This is a genomic window from Anabaena sp. 4-3, from assembly GCF_001597745.1.
Lineage (GTDB): Bacteria > Cyanobacteriota > Cyanobacteriia > Cyanobacteriales > Nostocaceae > Trichormus.
In genome coordinates, this window is record NZ_LUHJ01000068.1 from 171,610 (window position 1) to 187,283 (window position 15,674).

Sequence of the window (15,674 nt, forward strand, 5' to 3'; positions counted from 1 at the left end):
CAGTCCTAACTACAAACCCAACTCCGGTGATTCTCTAAACCGCCATGTTATCTAGTTCCAACGCCGTCAACAGCTGCCTTGCACCTGGTAATTTGCGTAAAGTGCATCATATTGCCCTCAATGTTCAAGATATGCAAGCATCTCGACATTTCTATGGCAATATCCTGGGTTTGCATGAACTGACTGGGGATGAAATCCCTACAACATTGGTAGAACTGGTAGCATCGGGGAAAGTTGCTAATTTCATCACTCCCGATGGTACGATTTTAGATTTATTTGGGACACCGGATTTAACCCCACCCCATCCCAACCCAGAACAGAGTTTTACCAGAGCATATCATCTAGCGTTTGACATTGACCCAGAATTATTTGAGCAAGCTGTGGCAGTTTTGCGAGACAATCAAATTCAGATAGCTCATGGCCCAGTCAGTCGTCCTACTGGTAGGGGTGTGTATTTTTATGACCCTGATGGCTTTATGATTGAAATTCGTTGCGACCCACAATAATAGTATGTCAATGCAGATATTTCAAGTTATTGAAGACGTAATCACAAAGCCAGCCATTCCCCACGAACCACATAAACAATCATTAAAAGCCTGGGCTATGTATTGTCTGCGAGATCGAGGGTTTATAGTTGTCTATGCTCAAAACGCTGACTTCGCTATTGAAGTCAAGGGTGGAAATAAGCTTTATTTTAAGGTGACGAAAAATCCCTCTGAGGTAGATAATTCTTGTAATTGGATAGTTTGGGATAGTGCCACCCATAGGGCTAGTCTCATTACACCACAGGCTTGAAGATTTTAACAAAAAAAATTATTTTTCTCTACATACTGATAACAGTCCCAGATTATTTGTTATCCCCAACATACCCGACTGCTTTCAAACGTCGGGTATCTTTGTTTAGCAATTCTCACTACAGACTCTCATCCCGATTCTCTATCAAGACGGGCTTGATTAGAACCCCCTGTAGTCCCCTCTAGGCAGTCGGGGCATTCGCTGGGGTGATATTGCAGCTTCATAAAGAAACTTATAACAGCCGAATCATATTATTTAAATCAAGAAAATCAGTTTTATTTTCGTGATTACATATCAGATAAATGCAATTTTAGTTATAAAATTACTGTATTTTTATTGATTAAATTAGAGATTTGATTAACAAAAATTTTACCCATATTTTCCTCTGAAAATAGAGAAAAATAATATATATTTATTCCTAAATAAACTATAAAAAATATGATTGCTAATTAAAGATGATTATGTGATACTGGCACGTAAATATACTGGTATCTATTAAGAATTTTCAGCAAACATCATGTAATTTACATGACTGATATCGAAGTGAGAATGTATTGTTAGTTGATACCAGCGATCGCCAATCTCGTAACCACAAACTGGAATCTTATGAACAAGTTTCAATCTTTATTTCTTGGGGCAACTATGGCAGCCGCAACAGCCACAGTTGTATCCTTTGCCCCTTCTGCTGCTTTGGCCATTCAGCTATACGGGAACATAAGCATTCGTGGCGATGCTAACTTAGGTCCTAACAACCAAACTCCTGCAAATACTGCCATTACATGGACGAATGCTTCAGGTACAGTTAGTAACAACTCTAACGCTAGCTTTTTTAATTTGCGAAACACGACAGCCACTTTGCAAAACATCGCTTTGACCATCGCTGACCTTGCAAATGTTAGTAACACAGCACCCAGTTCTGCTGTCTATAACTTTGGAGCTATTGATAACTTCGCTAATTTTGGTAATGTTACTTTAGACGGAATAAATGGCATACTGGCTTTTCACCTAGACCCTGGTAGCCTGACTAGAACAGTATTAGGAAATGATACTGTTGTAGTAACTCTAGACCAGGTTACTGGGAGATTTGATTTTAACGGCACAACTTTTGCCACCGCCGTGATGAGTGGAGAACAAAGTGGCAGTAGTGGCACTTTTGGTATATCTGCAACTGCTGTACCTGAACCTCTGACAATGACAGGTTTAGCCCTAGGTGTAGGCTTTGGAGGATTTCTTAAAACTCGCTATTCCAAAAAAGAAAAGCAACTTGAGAAAGTATAAACTCCAACCCTTGAGCTAACTTAACATCAAATCACAAGTATAAATTATATTTTGTGTTTCGGTGAGAGTCCACTCAACCCAAAACTCAAACCCAACTTTTGTAATTTTCTGCTCAACAGGCTAGGAATTAGAAGAAGTTTGGTAATTCTCAAAGTATACTAAAAACCCTTCTTCCATTCTCAACTTTAGAAATGTAGAGACGTTTCATGAAACGTCTTTACATATTTCACCATCTTCTTGTAGAAAAGAGGCTGGTGAGGTTTCCAAGACTTTGATGTTAATAGCAATACTGTTCCAACATCTTCTCAAATAGCTTGGTTAGAGTGTGGCCTCATAAGTGTTGATAAGTAAATAAATCTTTTGTATCCTGACATAAGGATAATTTAAACTTATTTTTATAAAAACTCAGTCACAAATATTCATAGTTGTGGGTGTGGTTACAAGTTGGTCTCTTTCTTTTTCTGCCTACCCCCACGGTAATTCATGCTTTGTAACGGCTTATTACATCGATGGACAGGAGAGCCGAAAAGTTTTACAATCTAAACTAAATAGAGTAAATCTACCTATTCCCCAATCAACCTGACCATAGTAAAGATTTTCTGGGGATTCCGCTAGAGGCGTGAATCAAGCTATTAATATAAAAAAGTATTTATCAGAGGGTTATAATCCAATGGAAGTAAAGCTTATTTTAGTGGGTTTAACTGTTATATTTACGATTTCGTGCCTGTTTTTTGGGACGAAAAACGGATTTTATGATTCAGACAACTACCACGGTAATGGCTCTGCTCATTGATCACACAACAATAAAAGGCAAGTTCCCTTGTCCCTTGGTTTGAGGGTTAATCAACAGTTTCTCGTGACTGAGGTTCTGATAACCAGTGCGGGTTAGCAAGAGGTGTCCTCTCCAATCTACAATCCAAATTCATAGGCTTTAGGGAGGCACTACGCAATTTACCCCTAGGCTATAAAACCCAAATCCGCATAAAACGGGGCGTTTGGGATATGTCAATGACAATGAGGTTGGAGGGGAAGGAAGCATGAGAGATAAGTTGTCAGAACACTCTCGTGTTGATACACAGGAAACAGCAACTGAACTAGAATGTTTTCCCTATAGTGTTCAACATCACGATGAGGGTGTGTGTTTATTGGTGCGGATGGGGCCACATCGCATCCTGTTAGACTGTGGGATGGCGGACATTTCATCTTTAAAAAAGAGTGTCACCACATCCACAGAGTTACCAGCAGATTTAGTCTTAGTCTCTCATGCCCACCCAGACCATGCTAGAGGGTTACTCTCTCTGCATCAAGCTTTCCCGAATTTACCCATCTATGCCAGTGAAGTCACCTGTAAATTGCTACCTTTGAATTGGCTAGATCAAGAAGCTCAAACAATTCCCCAGTTTTGTCACGCATTACCATTGCGATCGCCTATCGAACTACATGATGGGCTAGTTGTGGAAATCTTTCCGGCTGGGCATTTACCAGGGGCAGTAGCCATTCTCCTCACTTATACCACAGAGCAACGTCTGTATAAGCTGCTATACACAGGAGACTTTTTCTTATCAAATTCCCGGTTAGTAGAAGGTTTGCGGTTAGAAGAACTGCGGGGAATGGATTTGAATGTGTTGATTATTGAAGGCACTTATGGTACATCCCGTCACCCCCACCGCCGCAACCAAGAAAACCAACTAGCCGAACGAATTAATCGGGCGATCGCAGATGGTTGTTCTGTGCTAATTCCCACACCCGCTTTAGGTTTAGGGCAAGAACTCTTAATGCTGCTGCGTTCTCATCACCATTTCACCGGCAGAGACTTAGATATCTGGGTTGATGGTGCTGTGGCTATAGGATGCGATGCTTACCTGGAATTATTACCGCATTTACCCCCATCAGTACAAAACTTTGCCCGCCATCAGCCCTTGTTTTGGGATGAACGAGTCCGTCCCCGGATGCGGCGGTTGCTGCCAGAACATCACGCCACTGTGGGCAAATCTCCCTGTATTGTCCTCACAGATATCACAGCAGATTTTAACCAATACTGCCAACCGGAAACCGGGCCATGGCTAATTTTATTACCAGAAAAAATTGATGTCAATATTAACAAACAATATGCCACACCTACAACCATCGAAACCTATCTCCTAGCACAACATAGTGATGGCCCTGGTACTACCCAGTTAATTCACAACTTGCGTCCGCAACATGTTGTGTTTGTGCATGGTTCCTCTAGTTACTTGGCAGACTTAACCAGTTTAGAGGAGTTACAAAACCGCTACCACGTTCATTCACCATTACCAGGGACGCTGGTAGAATTGCCCATTGGCGAGACATTTTTACAACCAGCCGCCCCAGAGACAAACTATGAAGGTGAACTGACAGAATTAGGCACGGTGATTAACATTAGCCTTCCCGAAGCGATTACCGCCGATCCCCGTTGGCGACAGTTTGCCGATACCGGTTTAATTGAAGCCCGTTGGCAAGGGGAAGAATTAGTCTTGAGAGGATTAACCCAACGAGAACTGCTCAATCAAAATAGCGATCGCTATATTACCCCTGATATCGATTGCTGCGGTACCTGCCGACACCAAAGAGGACAACGGTGTTGGAATCCGGCTTCACCATTATATAACTTTAGAGTTACCTTAGAAGGTTATTGTCCGGCTTTTGAACGGCCAGCAGGTAATAGTCATTAGTTATTAGTCATTAGTCATTAGTTTTTCTTCTCTCCCCTGCTTCCTCATCCCCCAGTCCCCAGTCCTCACAAATTATCAATCCTGAGTAAGATAATTTACTCAGGATTGATAAATCGATGAATAAACAACAGGAGTGATGAGTGCTGAGTCAAGATTACTAGCTGTTGACAAGCTTCTCGCCTCAACACCTCTAGCCTCTAGCCCCGATGGCGTTTATTCAGGATTAGATTCAGGATAGTGGTTGCGGATACGTTCGGCTTCTGGACAGTCTTCAGTTAGGAGTGGCTCTATATTACCGCGTGGCACTGAAGCTAATTTTTGAGTCACAGCACCGATGCTTTCAAGACGAACCATCTCCTCCCAAGAACAAATTTCGTCTTCTTCATCTGTTTCATAGCGCAGGGTAACTAAATCTCCCTCTATGTCGATGATGCGGGCGCGTTCTATCCAGCGTTGCTGGTCCCGCAAGAAAACACATACCTCCCGCCCATCGCAACACAGTTGATAAATCTTGCGGTGTAGCATGTACTGCTTCTGCCTTTTTAAACAACGTCGTAGTTAAACTTTTGAAAATTTGGGTTTTACCCCAATCAGATGACACCCCTAGGAGGTCAGCTTCACGGTTCAGAATCAATGACCCAAACACTTAATCGTATGTTTAATACATCTAGGAAAATTTTGGGTCATACAGTGGTGGTTACTGCACCAAGATTCTATCTCTTTTAGGGTGATTTAGCGAATGTCTACTCCTTCATAGAAGTTCAACCATTCGGCAGTTTTACTCACCAGATGAATATTTGCTGGTAAGTCATTCCTACCATTATGTAATAATAAATACTCCAAATCAAGCGACGATTGCGGTTGTTTAATTTGCCTACTTGTAATCATTGGCATTGCTGAGAAGCCTGGGGCTTCGGCTTGACTGTTACCCCTATGTATTTGATCTTAACTCATTCTTTTGCTGACCATCACGGTTTTCAACAATAAAGCCCGAATAGTTTTGAGATGAGGATGGTTTGCTGAGTCAGTTTAACGATATCAATGCCAGAATGGGGCAGTATTAGCAAGTTTTGTAGGAGGTGAGAGACTCTAGAACCACTGGCGAAGATCCTTCTCGTTTAATTTTACCTGCCTGCACAGCTTCATATAAATCTGCCAAAGCTGCCAAATCTTCAGGCTGATAGCACTTATTAGCCAGCACTTGATGGAGTAAACCCTCAGATTCAACACTAAGATATCCAGTTTGGAAGGCAGATTCAATGAGTGCGCGAATCATCGTAGTTGGGGTAAAGTAAGCGGTTGATTACCTCCAGTTTGGAATATTTTCCATTCTTACTAATTGATATGGAACAGCCAGTATTGGTGATTTTAATGACAAATTTTTGTGATCCTGATCACATTTACTGACAATTGGGGATTGGGAAAGACCGAATATTCGTATTTTTCCTGAGTTGCTGCCGGGGTTTAGGCTGGCTTATCCTGGAAAAAACTGACGGAAGTCTTCATCTTTGCGGCTGAGTTGCACCCAATCTAAGTGTAAAGACTGAAATTTTTGTACTAAGCATTTACAGGCCGGGCGTTCAGTGGCATAGTGTCCAGCATCAATTAAAATTATATTGCGATCGCGGCTTTCTTGAAATTGGTGGAATTTACAGTCAGAAGTCAGATAAGCTTGCGCGCCTGTTTTCGCTACCGCCGAAATAAAACTCGCTCCCGAACCACCTAACACCGCGACTCTGGATATTGTCTGCTGTAAGTCCGCACTAGGGGAAAAGATTAACTTTGGAGGTGCCAGGCGGTTGTGAATCACTGTCAGTAATTCCTCTAAAGTCAAGGATGGTTCTAATAACCCTACCCTGCCATAACCTAAACCGGCTTGAGTGGGTACGATGGGAGTCACATCCTTAAGTGCTAAAATTTGCGCTAAAACGTCTGCCGTACCGTCTGCAACTTGATCAAAATTCGTATGGGCGGAGTATACCCCAATATTGTGGGTAAAGGCTAACCGCGCCATTTCCGCAATTGGTTCACCAGTGCAGAGAGACTTGGGAGGACTAAAAATTAACGGATGATGGGCAAAGATGAGATTAGCATGACAGGCGATCGCTTCTTCCATTACCGCCAAAGTTGGGGTTAAACATACCAACACTCTCGCCGACTCTTGTAACACACCCGGCTCTATCTGCCAGCCACAATTATCCCAACTTTCGCACCAGCTTGGATTTGCCCACGCTTCAAACCAACTAATTAAATCAGCAATTTTCATTAATGTTTTTGCGGTTGAATGTTCAACTCTAATGCTAATTGCTCACGCATTTCCTGAAAAGGTTTGTTCCAACTGGGGTAAGCGTTCCAATCCCAAGCAGCCACAGGAATCAGTTCGGCTTGCGCTAAATAAGTTAATAAACGATATTCATCTTCTGGTTCGCGGGAGAATGCAAAAGGATTGCGAAAACCGTTATCACACAACTTATAATACTGGGACTGCCCAAGATGAATGCGTTGTATCAGTTCCTGCCCTTTCAGCAGTAGATAATCTAAAAACATTAAACTAAAAGGCTGGATGTTGCCGCGATTTTGTGGCTCTTTTTGTACCCACCTCGCCCAATCAAAACCATAAATAAAATCATGGACATAGCGAAATCTAATTGCATTATTAATACCAAATAACTCGGAAAGTATTACCATTTTTTTGCCAAAAATTTCTATAAAATCTACCGCCCCCTCTTCAGCTTCTAACGCCTGATTCAGCATACTAATTACCATAAAATCAAAATCCCAGAAGATATTTTCTGGGAAATTTATTACTTGGGAAATAACTATATTTTCTAATGTATTTTGCAGAGCATTAATTACTTGCTTATCTGTAACAATTTCTGGTATGATTTCCCCCATTTCTTCAAAGCTGGTCATGATTTTTTTATGGGGATTAAGAGTTAATAGATTAACAGAGTGTTGATTCAAAATTTCATCAATAAACTGGAAAGCATTATTGGGTACAATGTTTTGCTTCATTTTTATTGAAATAGCCTAAAAGCTGCAAATAAATTTAATTGTATCTCTAAGTTTGACATTTTTTAATCTAAAATAAACAAACTTAACTATTTGCGCTGAAAAATGACAAGCACAACAAGCTAAAGGTTTACTCTAAATTTGTAAACCTCCAGCAGTTATTTGAGATTTTGTTGACAAATCTAGCCGGAAATATGGACAACTAATTCTCTGGTATGACTACGCTGCCGATGTTCCCAAATATAAATTCCTTGCCAAGTTCCCAGCACTAAATGACCGCAATTTATGGGAATATGTTCAGAGGTGTGAGTCAGTGCTGTCCGTATATGTGCTGGCATATCGTCCGCACCTTCAGCATCATGAATGTATTGCCCTGATTCGGGTACAAGTTTCGCCATGAAGTTGGCTAAGTCAACCAGTACATCAGGATCGGCGTTTTCTTGAATGACTAAACTGGCGGAAGTGTGGCGTAAAAATAATGTACAAAGTCCTGTTTCTATTCCTGATTCGGCAACTATTGTCTCGATTTTTGAGGTGATGTTGTGAAAGGTTTTACCGTTTGTTGTGATTCTGAGCAGTTTTTGGTGGTGAGTCATGTTTGGTAAGGGGTAAGAGTTTTAAAACGCAGAGGTACGCTGAGGTAAGCGCAGAGGTACGCGGAGTTTTTTTGTTAGGTTTTTTGAGTGTGGAGATAATTGATGATGGTTTGTGCGATCGCTTGATTTCCATCTTTGGCAATTGGTTGTGTTTGCTTTGCTGGTTGCATTGGTTGATGGAGAAATTCCCAATTACCGTTAAACAATTCCTGTGGTGTCAAGATTTGATGAGTATTGTAATTCTTTAGCCCTTCTACTAGAAATGCTGCTTCGGCAAAATCATCACGGGTAATGGTGACAACTGGGATATCTAGTAGGGTGGCTTCGGCAAATGTTCCGTAACCAGGTTTAGATATGACTCTGCTACAGACAGGCATGAAATCTACAGGGCGGTATTTACGGTCATGAATTTTGATAAAATTGGCTAGGTCTGGGGCAGTCTGATCAAAAACTATAAATTGCCAGTCGGGGAAATGGCGGAGTTTTTCGTAGGGTATTTGTTGTAATCCTAAACCGCCAAAGGTGAGTAAGATTGTTTTGTCTTGTGGTGCGGTGATTCCCCAAATTGAACGGATTTCATCGGCACTGTAACGGGGAGTGCCACCAGTTAAGCCTACATCTATTATATGGGGGAAGGCTTGTAAAGGTTCGTGGAAAGGTAGACGAAACCAGCGATCGCTTTCTCGATAACATTCGCTAATCCAATCAGCAATCGGCACAAATTCGCCGCCCCAATCCCGGTAGACTAAATCCCAGCCAAAATTACTCATCATCCAACAAGGTATACCTGCTGCTTTCGCAAATACAGGCGCAAGAAATGGCACATCCGCTAATATCAACTGCACGCGATTTTGGCGAATAAAATTAACTTCGGAAGCTATTAAGGAATTTTGCTGTTTTTTGATATCTCGCAACTTTGTCAAAGTCGCTTCTTTATCCATCTTCAAGCTATCCGCTTGTACTACACCTAAATCAAAAGCGCGGGGACGATGGATAAAATCACCATCAATATAACATTCTAGTAACCACCTGGGCGCGGTAGTCACCATAATTAACAGCACTTCTGGACATAACTTTTGAATTGTTGCCGCTACTGATGCGGTGCGGGCAGCATGACCAAATCCGTGGTTTGTGATAGCTATGTATAAAATGGGGCGGTTCATCTTGGGTACTAATAACTAATGACTAATAACTAATGACTATTGACTATTGAAATTTTTCTATTGCTGCCACCAACTTGTCAATTTCTGACTCTAAAGTTAAGTAGTGAACGGTGGCGCGAATGCAGTTTGGATCAGCAATGGTACGGGTTAAGATGTTTTGGGAATCTAAAAACTGCACTAACTTTAAAGGTTGCTGGTGAGTTAGTTGAAAAGAGACAATACCGCTTTCTGGGGGTGCGGTGCGGAGACATTTAACATGGGGTAATGTGGCTAACCTGCGCCAGAGATATTCACTGTTCTGGCGAATTTGGGCGTAACGTTCCTGGGGTGTTCCCCATTGTTGATGGGTGGCGATCGCCTCCCTCAAACCAAAGTACAATGGGTAAGCTGGGGTAGATACTTCATACCTTCTTGCATCCGGTTTCCAACTCACTGGTTGGGCTTGGCTATTGGTAATAATTCCGTACAAACCGATAAAAGTCGGTTGTAAACTTTCCTGAATCTCTGGACGCACATACAAACCCCCTACACCTTCAGGCCCGCATAACCACTTATGTCCTGTGAAAGCATAGAAATCTACGCCCAATTCTGTTAAGTTCAAAGGTAAAGCACCTACAGATTGGGCCGCATCTATGAGTAAGAAAGTGTGATTGTTTCTGCATACCTCCACAATTTTATCTAGAGGTAGCACTTGTCCAGTGTTCCAAAAAACGTGACTCAGTACCACTAAGCGAGTATTTGGACGTAAATGTTCTGTAATTACTGCTACCGGGTCGCCCTCATTTAACGTAGCTTGCAGGGGACAGGTAGTCACTTCCACGCCAAACCTACGGCTAATTTCTTGGGTAGCCGCAATTACACCAGGGTGTTCGCAGTCAGACAGTAAAAGATGGTCGCCTGCTTGCCAGGATATCCCCCACAAGGCGATATTACAACCCACAGTGACATTATCAGTAAAAGCAATTGTATCAGGTGTGACATTCAACTCAGAGGCGATCGCTTCTCTCACAGTTTGCATTTGCGCGGTTAACCAACGCCCTGCCTCACTGCCAAAAGGGCCGATTTGCTGAATATGCGCTATTGTTTGGGTAATGGTGTCCATTGCGGCTTTTGGCATTGCCCCCTGTCCACCATAGTTAAAATAAGTCTTATTCCCTAAAGCTGGAAATTGTTCTCGATGCTGATGCAACCTAGCCTGTGCAGTGGAAATAGTAGTCATAAACAATTTAAAATTCAAAATAGTCCATTTTCTTAGTTTCCCATTCTCTGAGACTATTGAGGGAGCCGAAGCAGCAGGGGAGGCAGGGGAGGCAGGGAGCAGGAAGCGGAGGAGAGAAACTAATGACTAATGACTAATAACTAATGACTAATGACTAATGACTATTAACTAATGACTATTAACCAGATTGAATGTTAATTAATGCTGAACACCTTCTGCAATACCAACGCTGTAAACGCCGCCCTGTTTTAGATATTCACGGTGACAAAAGTCGGCGAGATGCGCCGAGTGAATTGTTGCTGAAACTGCAACAAGACAAAAACGCTTATCATCAAAGTATTGTGGCTCAGTACACATATCACCAACCCAATTATCCCAAAGGCAACTGGGAAGCAGGACAAGCCGCTACTGTAGAATTGATGCAGCGTGGAGTTGAGTATATCTATAAAGGAGTGCTGTTAGCTAAATACAGTCAGTTAGTAGATGCAGAACCGGATGTCAACTATACCCTCCTCAGTTGTCCCGATTTACTGGTTAAACAGCCAGGAGAATCTTGTTTTGGTGACTGGGTATATCAACCTGTCAATATAGAACTCGGTAAGCGTCCCAAACAAGAATACCAAGTTGCCACCGCTTTTCACGCCCAAGTTTTAACCACAGTGCAGGGTGTTGCACCGCAAACCGCTTGGCTGATTCTGCGTAGTAAAAATCCCAACTATGCAGTAGATTTGTCTAAGTGGACTTTACAAATGCAAGCAATTTTGCAGGAGTTCATCGAGAGTTTACAGGTGACGACTGTACCAGAAATATTTATTTCCCGTCAGAAGTGTAATCTTTGTCTTTGGTATAGTCAATGTTATGCGATCGCTCAATCTCAGCAACATCTGTCACTGTTACCTGGAGTGACACCCATTCGTTACAGCCAACTACAAAGTCTTTCTATCACTACATTAGAATCTTTGGCTAATACCAGTTCCTCTATTTTAGAAAATCTCACAGGTTTTGATGCTCAAGTCGCAGCTAAATTAGTTCTACAAGCACAATCAGTTTTAGCAAAAACACCGATAATTTTACCTTTCCCACCGCCCAATGGGAATCTTACAAGTAACTCTCCTGTAGAACTCTACTTTGATATTGAAGCGCAGCCAGACTTAAATTTAGATTATCTTTTAGGGGTTTTGGTTGTGAATAAGCAAACCAATACCGAAGAATTTTATTCTTTTTTAGCAGAGAAGCCAGAAGAAGAAGAATTAATTTGGCAACAATTTTTAGATTTAGTTTGGCAATATCCCGAAGCCCCAATTTATCATTTTTGTGTTTACGAACTAGATACAGTCAAACGTCTAGCCAAGTTATACCGTACTCCTCACACATTAGTACAACCCCTACTGAATCGGTTTATTGATATTTATGAATACTTAACCCAAACGGTAGCTTTACCGATTGAAAGTTACGCCCTCAAAGCTATTGCTAGGTGGTTAGGTTTTGAGTGGCGTGATCAAGAAGCTAGTGGTGCCAAGTGTATTTACTGGTATGAACAATGGTTAGAAACAGGCGATCGCAGTTTAATAGAAATCATCAGCCGCTACAATGAAGACGACTGTCGCGCCACCCGTCAAGTCAAAGACTGGCTAGAGAAGTTTTTAGCCTCAGCACCCCTAGACCTGTCTGCAATTAGGCGTGATATCTTGCTATAGATTGGGAAAATAATCTGATTTTTTTGCCTGACTCATGAAAAAGAAAATCTGGAAACAACCCAGAATAATTTATCTAGCGATCGCAATATTAATTATCAGCTTCTTTGTAGTTAATTTAGATAATAGTGCTGTTGAAATTAGTAACCTAGAGTTCATTGGACAAGCCACATTACCCAAAGGATTATCCTTCCAGAAAACAGAACTTGGCGGGTTATCTGGTATTACCTATGATGCCCAAAATGACCTTTATTACGCTATTTCCGATGATAGAGGTCAAAAAGCTCCCCCCCGTTTCTACAGCCTCAAAATCGATTTGAGTCAAGGTAACTTACAAGAAGGCGGAGTAATTCCAGTTGCTGTCACCACACTATTAAATGAGAATAATCAACCTTTCCCACCTAGCGAAACAGACACAGAAGGTATTGCTGTCACTAAAGCCGGAACAGTCTTTATTTCTTCAGAAGGCGATGTTGGTCGATTAAATCCACCTTTTATTAAAGAATTTGCCTTAGCTTCTGGTAAAGTCAATCGCACACTACCCATCCCCAACAAATTTTTACCTAATAAAAATGGTCAGCAAGGTATCCGTAATAATTTAGCTTTTGAAAGTCTCACAATTACACCTGATAATAAATATTTATTTACCGCCACAGAAAATGCTCTGATTCAAGATGGTTCAGCAGCTAAACCTAATCTTGGTAGTCCTTGCCGAATTTTACAATATAATCTGGTGAGTAATCAACCAGAAAAAGAGTTTCTTTACCCAACCGAACCAGTACCATCATATTTTAATCTTACAGGTAAATTTGCCAGTGGATTACCAGATTTACTCGCTTTAGATAATCAAGGTAACTTCTTAAGTATAGAAAGGTCTTTTACAGGTTTAGGGTTTGCTGTATCCTTATTTCAGGTTTCTTTAAAAGCAACCGACAATATTAAGAATATCAATAGTTTATTAGCAGTCGATACCCAAAAAATCAAACCAGTTCAGAAAAAACTTATCTTAGATTTAAGAACTATAAATGCACCACTAGACAACATAGAAGGACTAACTTTCGGCGCAAGGCTACCTGATGGTAAACGTGCATTAATCCTGATTAGTGATAATAATTTTAATGCTATACAACGCAACCAGATTCTAGCGTTTAAAGTCACAACGAAGTCAGCAATTACTAGGTTAGTAAATCGTTTCTTACCACTAGATTAAAATCTCTCATCCCCATTCTCAACGCAAAACTTCCTGTCTGGAAAATACTCTGGTGTTGGTAGTTGAAGATTTTTTTACCACCGACACCAGCAAAGAAAAACACAGTTGCTGGTGAAAGTCAGTCCTGAGCCACTATTTATTGGTACTTTTACCGTAAATATACTGAGGTTTTTTGTCCCAGCAATTTTGTCTATTTAGGGATTACGTGGATTTCCTCATAGCTTTTGCTTAAGCAATATGTTACATAGTATTTAGGCAATTTTCATGAAAAGCTGAAAATGCTTTACAGCAAGTTTCATATTGCATAATTAACTCTACACAATTTCTCAAACCTGAGAGTTAAAATTAATTTTAACAGATTTTAAAATTATATGATAGCGTCAAATTTCCAAATATGGTCAATTCAAAAACAGAACCAGATACTTATATTGGAAAATTTTTAAACAATCGCTATTTAATCATAGATTTGATTGGTAAAGGAGGCATGGGGCGAGTTTACTTAGCAGAAGATACCGCTAAAGGTAGGAGAAAAGTTGCATTAAAAATTCTCATGCTAAGTTTAGCAAATCAACATTTATCTCAACGCTTCGGTAGAGAAATTTTTATTGGTGCGCAATTAGGACGTAAAAGTAAAAATATTGTGCGAGTGCTGAGTTATGGACTAACAGAAGATAAAACTCCGTTTTATGTGATGGAGTACCTGAAAGGTAAGAACTTAAAGCAGATTATTAAGGTTAAACCATTAACAACCGAAAAATTTCTCGATATTTGTTATCAAATTTGTTTAGGTTTGGAATGCGCTCATCAAGGTATTAGCCTCAAAGGTGAGATTTATCCAATTGTGCATAGAGATATCAAGCCAGAGAATATATTTATTACCGAAGATGACAAACAAAATGAGATTGTCAAAATTCTTGACTTTGGGATTGCCAAATTTTTAACAGAACGCAGTGGGATGACACTGACAGATTCTTTTATTGGCAGTTTACCTTACTGTTCTCCAGAACACATGGAAGGACGCAAACTACTGGATGTCCGTTCTGATATTTATAGTTTGGGAGTTTTAATGTTTGAGATGTTAACTACAAAACATCCATTTCAAACCCCAACAAACTCTTTTGGTAGCTGGTATCAAGCTCATCGCTTTCAAACTCCACCGAAGTTTACAGAAGTCGATGCTCAACTAAAAATTCCCCAAGAATTACAACAATTAGTGATGAGTTGTTTAGCCAAAGAAGTAGGCGATCGCCCGCAAAATGTTCATCAAATATTACAAGTTTTAGCACAAGTTAAAACCCAAATAGCAAATAATGCTAATTATCATGATATTTGGGAAACTCAAACAACAGTCCAGTTAGTCCCTGTCACCGCCATATCAGAAAAAGAATGTTTACAAAAAACTTGGCCGAAAAATAAACCAGTAGGTTCTATAGGCTTTCCACATTTACTACATACAACCCAAGGTGTTGTTCCCACTTATTGGGCAATGTTACCCAAACAAGAAATTGCTTATTTTTTAAATCAATCTCATACTATAGAATTTATTAGTAAAATACCCGTCTACCCCATGATTTTGTGGGTGACAGTCCTATACGATGCCAAATCTTCTCTAATTCGTTGGCTCACTTGCTTTATAAATTTAACAGAAAACAGAGGGCAAAAACTAGCCACAATTTTAGCAGATATAGGATATTACCACATTTTATTATTTACCTTAGAAGAGCCTACTAATTGCGCTCATGTCCTCACATTAACACTCACAGCTAAACAGCGACAGCAACTCATAGATTGGTTAAAAATCAATAAAAATACAGAGGAATCAAAGACAGCAATTACATCTCAGGAAGCTAAAAAAATTCTCAAAGAAGAATATGATAAAATGAAACTAGAACTTATGCAAAAATTAGCAAATAACAATCAAATCGAAACCCTAGAATTTAAAAATTGCTTATCTAAGTTTTTTGAAAATTTTCGCCGATTTTTCCAACCTAACTAACGATATTTTATTTTGATT

At 40.4% G+C, this 15,674-nt stretch carries 15 protein-coding genes; 7 read left to right on the plus strand and 8 right to left on the minus strand.

The window, feature by feature from the left end; translation table 11 throughout:
* Nucleotides 1-44 precede the first annotated feature (44 nt).
* The 4 genes from A3775_RS19835 (at nt 45) to A3775_RS19850 (ending at nt 4,766) form a co-directional block, all read left to right on the plus strand.
* Nucleotides 45-506 carry a VOC family protein gene (locus A3775_RS19835; RefSeq protein WP_066378450.1) on the plus strand — a complete coding sequence of 154 codons (462 nt, stop codon included), beginning with the start codon at nt 45-47 and terminating at the stop codon, nt 504-506.
* Nucleotides 507-516: 10 nt separating this feature from the next.
* Nucleotides 517-795 (plus strand): hypothetical protein, encoded by a 279-nt coding sequence (locus A3775_RS19840; protein ID WP_066378662.1) that lies wholly within the window; start codon nt 517-519, stop codon nt 793-795.
* A gap of 606 nt (nt 796-1,401) precedes the next feature.
* Nucleotides 1,402-2,073, plus strand: coding sequence for a PEP-CTERM sorting domain-containing protein (locus A3775_RS19845; RefSeq protein WP_066426423.1), 672 nt, complete (start codon nt 1,402-1,404; stop codon nt 2,071-2,073).
* 1,037 nt (nt 2,074-3,110) lie between these two features.
* Nucleotides 3,111-4,766 (plus strand): MBL fold metallo-hydrolase, encoded by a 1,656-nt coding sequence (locus A3775_RS19850; protein WP_066378445.1) that lies wholly within the window; start codon nt 3,111-3,113, stop codon nt 4,764-4,766.
* A 213-nt stretch (nt 4,767-4,979) separates the two neighbouring features.
* On the opposite strand, the gene A3775_RS19855 is transcribed toward A3775_RS19850, so the two are convergent.
* From A3775_RS19855 to A3775_RS19885, 8 genes are all read right to left on the minus strand, one after another.
* Nucleotides 4,980-5,291 (minus strand): DUF6679 family protein, encoded by a 312-nt coding sequence (locus A3775_RS19855; protein ID WP_066378443.1) that lies wholly within the window; start codon nt 5,289-5,291, stop codon nt 4,980-4,982.
* 207 nt (nt 5,292-5,498) lie between these two features.
* Nucleotides 5,499-5,654 carry a hypothetical protein gene (locus A3775_RS24775; RefSeq protein ID WP_198161129.1) on the minus strand — a complete coding sequence of 52 codons (156 nt, stop codon included), beginning with the start codon at nt 5,652-5,654 and terminating at the stop codon, nt 5,499-5,501.
* A gap of 172 nt (nt 5,655-5,826) precedes the next feature.
* Nucleotides 5,827-6,042, minus strand: a complete 216-nt coding sequence (locus A3775_RS19860) for a hypothetical protein (protein WP_066378441.1) — start codon at nt 6,040-6,042, stop codon at nt 5,827-5,829.
* 198 nt (nt 6,043-6,240) lie between these two features.
* A complete protein-coding gene (locus A3775_RS19865; protein ID WP_066378439.1) occupies nt 6,241-7,032 on the minus strand; it encodes a Nif3-like dinuclear metal center hexameric protein in 792 nt (263 codons plus the stop codon).
* Nucleotides 7,032-7,781, minus strand: coding sequence for a hypothetical protein (locus A3775_RS19870; protein ID WP_066378437.1), 750 nt, complete (start codon nt 7,779-7,781; stop codon nt 7,032-7,034). Before A3775_RS19870 ends, A3775_RS19865 begins: the two co-directional genes overlap by 1 nt.
* 179 nt (nt 7,782-7,960) lie before the next feature.
* Nucleotides 7,961-8,374: a secondary thiamine-phosphate synthase enzyme YjbQ gene (locus tag A3775_RS19875; protein WP_066378430.1), complete on the minus strand. Its 414-nt coding sequence runs from the start codon at nt 8,372-8,374 to the stop codon at nt 7,961-7,963.
* Between the two features lie 74 nt (nt 8,375-8,448).
* A complete protein-coding gene (locus tag A3775_RS19880; RefSeq protein WP_066426425.1) occupies nt 8,449-9,537 on the minus strand; it encodes a glycosyl transferase in 1,089 nt (362 codons plus the stop codon).
* A 43-nt stretch (nt 9,538-9,580) separates the two neighbouring features.
* Nucleotides 9,581-10,756 carry an aminotransferase class V-fold PLP-dependent enzyme gene (locus tag A3775_RS19885; protein WP_066426427.1) on the minus strand — a complete coding sequence of 392 codons (1,176 nt, stop codon included), beginning with the start codon at nt 10,754-10,756 and terminating at the stop codon, nt 9,581-9,583.
* Nucleotides 10,757-10,947: 191 nt separating this feature from the next.
* Here A3775_RS19885 and A3775_RS19890 point away from each other — a divergent pair, with 191 nt between their 5' ends.
* The 3 genes from A3775_RS19890 to A3775_RS19900 all read left to right on the plus strand — a co-directional run bounded on the left by A3775_RS19890 (nt 10,948) and on the right by A3775_RS19900 (nt 15,656).
* Complete coding sequence (locus A3775_RS19890) at nt 10,948-12,453, plus strand: TM0106 family RecB-like putative nuclease (RefSeq protein WP_066426428.1); 1,506 nt, start codon at nt 10,948-10,950, stop codon at nt 12,451-12,453.
* A gap of 34 nt (nt 12,454-12,487) precedes the next feature.
* Nucleotides 12,488-13,660, plus strand: a complete 1,173-nt coding sequence (locus A3775_RS19895; protein WP_066378421.1) for an esterase-like activity of phytase family protein — start codon at nt 12,488-12,490, stop codon at nt 13,658-13,660.
* Between the two features lie 394 nt (nt 13,661-14,054).
* Nucleotides 14,055-15,656, plus strand: a complete 1,602-nt coding sequence (locus A3775_RS19900; RefSeq protein WP_066378417.1) for a serine/threonine-protein kinase — start codon at nt 14,055-14,057, stop codon at nt 15,654-15,656.
* The last annotated feature ends 18 nt before the right edge of the window (nt 15,657-15,674 follow it).